The organism is Aurantibacter sp., from assembly GCF_042094015.1.
GTDB lineage: Bacteria > Bacteroidota > Bacteroidia > Flavobacteriales > Flavobacteriaceae > Aurantibacter.
This window is the reverse complement of record NZ_JBELDZ010000092.1, coordinates 4,266-9,232: the sequence shown is the minus strand read 5'-3', so window position 1 is coordinate 9,232 and position 4,967 is coordinate 4,266. Positions and strand designations below refer to the sequence as shown.

General features: G+C 28.4%; 4 protein-coding genes and 1 pseudogene. All 5 read left to right on the top strand.

Annotated features, from left to right (window positions below):
• Positions 1–936 (top strand): thioredoxin domain-containing protein (locus tag ACFDSN_RS11010; RefSeq protein ID WP_375239906.1); only part of this gene is annotated, 936 nt, incomplete at its 5' end.
• 88 nt (positions 937–1,024) lie between these two features.
• Complete coding sequence (locus ACFDSN_RS11005) at positions 1,025–1,273, top strand: hypothetical protein (RefSeq protein ID WP_375239905.1); 249 nt, start codon at positions 1,025–1,027, stop codon at positions 1,271–1,273.
• Between the two features lie 74 nt (positions 1,274–1,347).
• The gene (locus tag ACFDSN_RS11000) at positions 1,348–2,793 is read left to right on the top strand and encodes a TlpA family protein disulfide reductase (RefSeq protein ID WP_375239904.1); all 1,446 of its coding nucleotides are present in this window, start codon (positions 1,348–1,350) and stop codon (positions 2,791–2,793) included.
• 79 nt (positions 2,794–2,872) lie between these two features.
• Entirely contained in the window at positions 2,873–3,115 is a 243-nt protein-coding gene (locus ACFDSN_RS10995; RefSeq protein ID WP_375239903.1) for a hypothetical protein, read from the top strand.
• Between the two features lie 81 nt (positions 3,116–3,196).
• Positions 3,197–4,967: pseudogene (locus tag ACFDSN_RS10990) on the top strand (peptidase domain-containing ABC transporter); the annotation flags it as partial.

The window sequence follows — 4,967 nt, the reverse complement described above, 5'->3', positions numbered from 1 at the left end:
AAGTCTAAAGAATCTAAACTTTTTAATATAATTGATTTATCAGATGCTTCTATAGTTTATTTCTCATCTCTTTCAATAGTTTTCCTTTTTAACCCTACTATTTTGGTATTTAAAAGCTTGTCCATTTTGTCTTTACCTATTGTATTTTATTCTATTTACCATCAGTATTTTAAAATTAAAAAATGGTGTCCACTTTGTTTAGTAATAGCTAGTATTTTATTGCTACAATTTTTTGTTTTAAAAATGATACTACACGAATCAAAATTTAATTTCTTATTAGTATTTCCAATACTGCTAATTTTTATCATTTCAATTATTTCTTGGATAAATCTCAAAAAACTTTTAGTTAATAATTTTGAAAACAAAAGATTAAGAATAGAGAATCTAACATTTAGAAGAGATTATAATTTATTTTTACCTCATTATTTTGCATTAAAACCTATTAATGTCGATTACAGTTCATTGGACATAAAAATGGGAAACAATAACTCTTCTGTAAAGATAACTGCAATAACAAATCCATTATGTGAAACTTGTTTTGAAGTTCATAATATATATATGAAACTATTGAAGAGATATCCAAATAAATTAGAGATTAATTTTCATTTCTTTGTTCCTTTTGATAACCGAAAAGACCCTCGAACTCAAATATCGGAACGACTCTTGCAGTTTTATGCGGAGGATAGGAATAGGTTTTTTGAGGCTTTTGATGAGTGGTATAGTAAGGTTAGTATAAAGAAATGGCTAAAGAAATGGGGTAAATGTGATGACTTAAAATATAATGAAATACTAAAAGAACATCACTTTTGGTGCGTTTCAAAAGAAGTAGATAGTACTCCTACAATTTTAATAAATGGTAAAGTTTTTTCTAAAAATTACAATCCGCTTGATATGGAAAATTTTATAGGACATATTATCCGTTTAGAAAAAAAATAGTTAGGCTAAAAACATTCATGCATGAATAGACACAGCCCTTGAGTGTCTTTAAACGTTCAAGGATATATAAACTATAAATTTTAAAATTATGTTAAAAAACATTTTAAAAATTGAAGGACTTTCAGTCCTAAACAAAAAAGAACAGGAAAGTGTTAATGGTGGTACAGGAACTTGTGCTTACATAATGAGGAAGTATGAAGCAGATGGTTCTTATTATGAGTATGTAGAAACTGGGGTTTCGCAATCAGAGGCGTTCAACGCAGCAACTTACGCAGGAGCAAATTGGGCTGGTGGAAATTGGTGTTGTTCTAGCTGTAGTGGTGCTTCATGGCTTTAACAGATTTATTCATTTTTCAGCTTCGGTTAGTTTTAATTTAATTCTAATCGAAGCTATTTTTAATCTCATATTTTATGAAAACATTTTTTCTTTCAACACTATTAACAATATTTACTTTGTCTTGTTCTCAAGAAAAAGACAGAAAACCTACTGTGCAAGAGACAGTAACATCTCCAAACAATATCTCAATACAATTAAAAAATGTTCCAACTATAAGCGATACTTTAAAAATAGAAGGTAATAAATCAATAATTGTCAAAGAACCATTTATAAGCTATAAAACCAAAAACAACTTTATAAAAAACATTGTGAATGTTGAAAAAGAGGCTGAATCATTTGATTTTGAAGTAGATGAAGATGAAATTTATTTAAAGTTACGCTATAATTTTAATAAATTTAAAACGTTTGTTTTCTCTCGTGGAGATTCAATTATTATTTCGTTTAAAGATGGAGCTCCCAACCTCAATTTGACGAATAGAAAATCGAAAAAACACGACTATTCTGTTAGTGATTTCTTGCAAAGGTATAAGAGACCATTGGATTTTCGTGATTTTCTAAAAAAGTATAAAAGAATTAGAACTCCAGAAGAAGAAGAAGAATACAAAGAGGAAATACAGGCTACTTTTATTAAGGCAATAAGTGGAATAGATTCATTGAGGAATATCAATCAATTATCTGCAAATATCTATGACTACCACAAGAAAAGTATCTATTATATGCAAGAAAGGAAAGATGTAGATACAGAAAATATTATTAAAGGAAATACAGATTTACACATAGATACCTATACAGGATTACTTTTAAAGTATGTAACAGGAAATATAAAAAAAAGAATAGTTAAAACTTCTAATGGTTCAGTCATAAATTCTGTAGAGTGCTTTGATTTTGTTCATAGCAACAAGAGTATGTTTGAAAATAAATCAAAAGATTTTCTATTATGGCATTTTATTAAAGAAATTGCTAAAGATTTTTCATCTGAAGAATTTCAAAGTAGATTTGAAATCTTTACTAAAGAGGTTTCAGATTCAAGATTAGTTAATGAAATTAAAGATGACTATTTGGTTGATTACTCATTATTAAGTAAAACTACTGACAATGTTATTTTAATAGATAATGGAAAGAAAAAAATAAATTTAAAAGATTTTCTTATTAAGAATAAAGGGAAGGTTATCTTTATTGATTTTTGGGCTAGTTGGTGTGCGCCATGCAGAAAAGTAATGCCAGAATCTAAAAAATTAATCATTGATTATAAGAATAAAGATGTAGTATTTTTATTTATTTCAATCGATAAAAGCCATAAAAACTGGAAGAAAGCGCAGGAGGATGAGAACATAATGTTCTATGAACATAATACTTTAGCTATTAATTATCCTAATGCTAAATTCTATAAAGATTTAAACTTAAAAAGCATTCCTAGATATTTAATATTTAATAAAAAAGGAGAATTAGTGCATAAAAATGCACCTAGCCCAGATAGTAAAGAGTTACAGTCTTTATTAAATAAGTATATAGACGAATAATAGTATTCATGCATGAATAGACACAGCCCTTGAGTGTCTTTAAACGTTCAAGGATATATAAACTATAAATTTTAAAATTATGTTAAAAAACATTTTAAAAATTGAAGGACTTTCAGTCCTAAACAAAAAAGAACAGGAAAGTGTTAATGGTGGTACAGGAACTTGTGGTTATACTACGACTTTTATTACTTATGATTTTGATGGTACTGCTTACGAGACTACTGTTACTGACTATGGAGTTAGCAAAGCAGATGCGTTAAGTGCTGTTAGTAATGGTGGAAATTGGTGTTGTGCTAGTTGCGGAAGTGCTTCTTGGCTTTAATTTTTTTGGGCTAATCAGAATCTTTTGGTTAGCCTATTATTATTAAAATTTATAACAGTCAAAAAAAGACTTAAATAATTTATGTTCAAATTTCCTCATTATAAACAAGCTGATTTTAAAGACTGTGGTCCAACTTGTTTGAAAATTATAGCTAAACATTACAAAAAAACGATATCCATACAGAAGCTACGAAGTATTAGCGAAACCACAAGAGAGGGAAGTAGTCTACTAGGGTTGAGCGATGCTTCAGAAAAAATTGGATTTAGAAGCATTGGTGTTAAACTAACTTTAAAAGCATTAGGAAATATTCCTCTTCCTTGTATTTTACATTGGAACAAAAACCATTACGCTGTTTTATATAAAATAAAAAATGACACCTTTTATATTTCAGACCCTGCACATAGTTTATTAAAATATACCAAAAAAGAACTTTTAAAACATTGGATTGGCAATAATGCTACAGAAGAAACAGAAGAAGGTATTTCACTATTACTAGAGCCAACAGCAAAATTTTACGATTCAGATTTTGATACAGATAAAACAGACTTTGGGTTTAAGTTTTTATCACGCTATATTTTAAAATACAAGCAATTTCTGTGGCAACTTGTCATAGGCTTAATAGCTGCTAGTTTACTTCAACTTATCTTTCCTTTTCTTACCCAAAGTATTGTAGATGTTGGTATTAAAAACCAAGACATACATTTCATATATTTAATTCTTTTTGCACAAATTGCCTTATTTATTGGAAGAACAGCTATTGATGTTATAAGAAGTTGGATATTGTTACATTTAAGTACTAGAATCAATATATCATTAGTTTCAGATTTCTTTATTAAATTAATGAATTTACCTATAGCCTTTTTTGATACTCGAATGACTGGCGATATTTTACAGCGAATTAATGACCATAAGCGTATTGAACAGATTCTAACTACATCGTCATTGAGTGTTTTGTTCTCAATGGTTAATCTAATAGTATTTAGCTTGGTACTTGCCTATTACAATTTATTACTATTTGGTATTTTTCTTTTAGGTAGTTTTCTATATTTTCTTTGGATAATCATTTTTTTAAAGAAACGTAGAGATTTAGATTACAAACGTTTTTCTGAAGTAAGTCAAGAACAAAGTAAAGTCATTGAACTTATTAATGGGATGCAAGAGATTAAACTTCACAATGCCGAAAAGCAAAAACGTTGGAGTTGGGAATTTGTACAAGCACGATTATTTAAAGTATCTATTGAAAGTTTAGCACTAGAACAATACCAAAGTGTAGGTTCTAGTTTCATTAATGAATTAAAAAATATTTTAATAACAGTCTTATCTGCGAAATTAGTAATTGATGGAGATATTACTTTAGGTATAATGCTAGCTATTAGTTATATAGTAGGTCAATTAAACTCGCCAATAGCACAACTCATAAACTTTATTCGAGAAGTACAAGATGCTAAAATTTCATTAGACCGTTTATCTGAAATTCATAACAAAGAAGATGAAGAACAACAAGACGTAGAAAAAATAACGGATATTCCTTTAGATGCCAATATAGAACTCTCTAAAGTGTCTTTTAGATATATAGGTTCTGACCAATTAGTTTTAAAAGATTTAGATTTAGAAATTCCATCTAATAAAATCACTGCCATTGTTGGGGTTAGTGGAAGTGGTAAAACTACTTTAATGAAACTACTTTTAAAGTTTTACGACCCAAACAGTGGACAGATAAAAATTGACAACCACAATTTACAACACGTATCACAAAAAGCTTGGAGACATCAATGTGGCGTTGTAATGCAAGAAGGTTATATTTTTAGTGATACCATAGCTAATAATATTGCAGTTGGTGTAGATTATGTAG

Bases quoted from the DNA above. Each gene is read 5' to 3' on its own strand.
- ACFDSN_RS11005 (WP_375239905.1), top strand. From the start codon at position 1,025: ATGTTAAAAAACATTTTAAAAATTGAAGGACTTTCAGTCCTAAACAAA.
- ACFDSN_RS11000 (WP_375239904.1), top strand. From the start codon at position 1,348: ATGAAAACATTTTTTCTTTCAACACTATTAACAATATTTACTTTGTCT.
- ACFDSN_RS10995 (WP_375239903.1), top strand. From the start codon at position 2,873: ATGTTAAAAAACATTTTAAAAATTGAAGGACTTTCAGTCCTAAACAAA.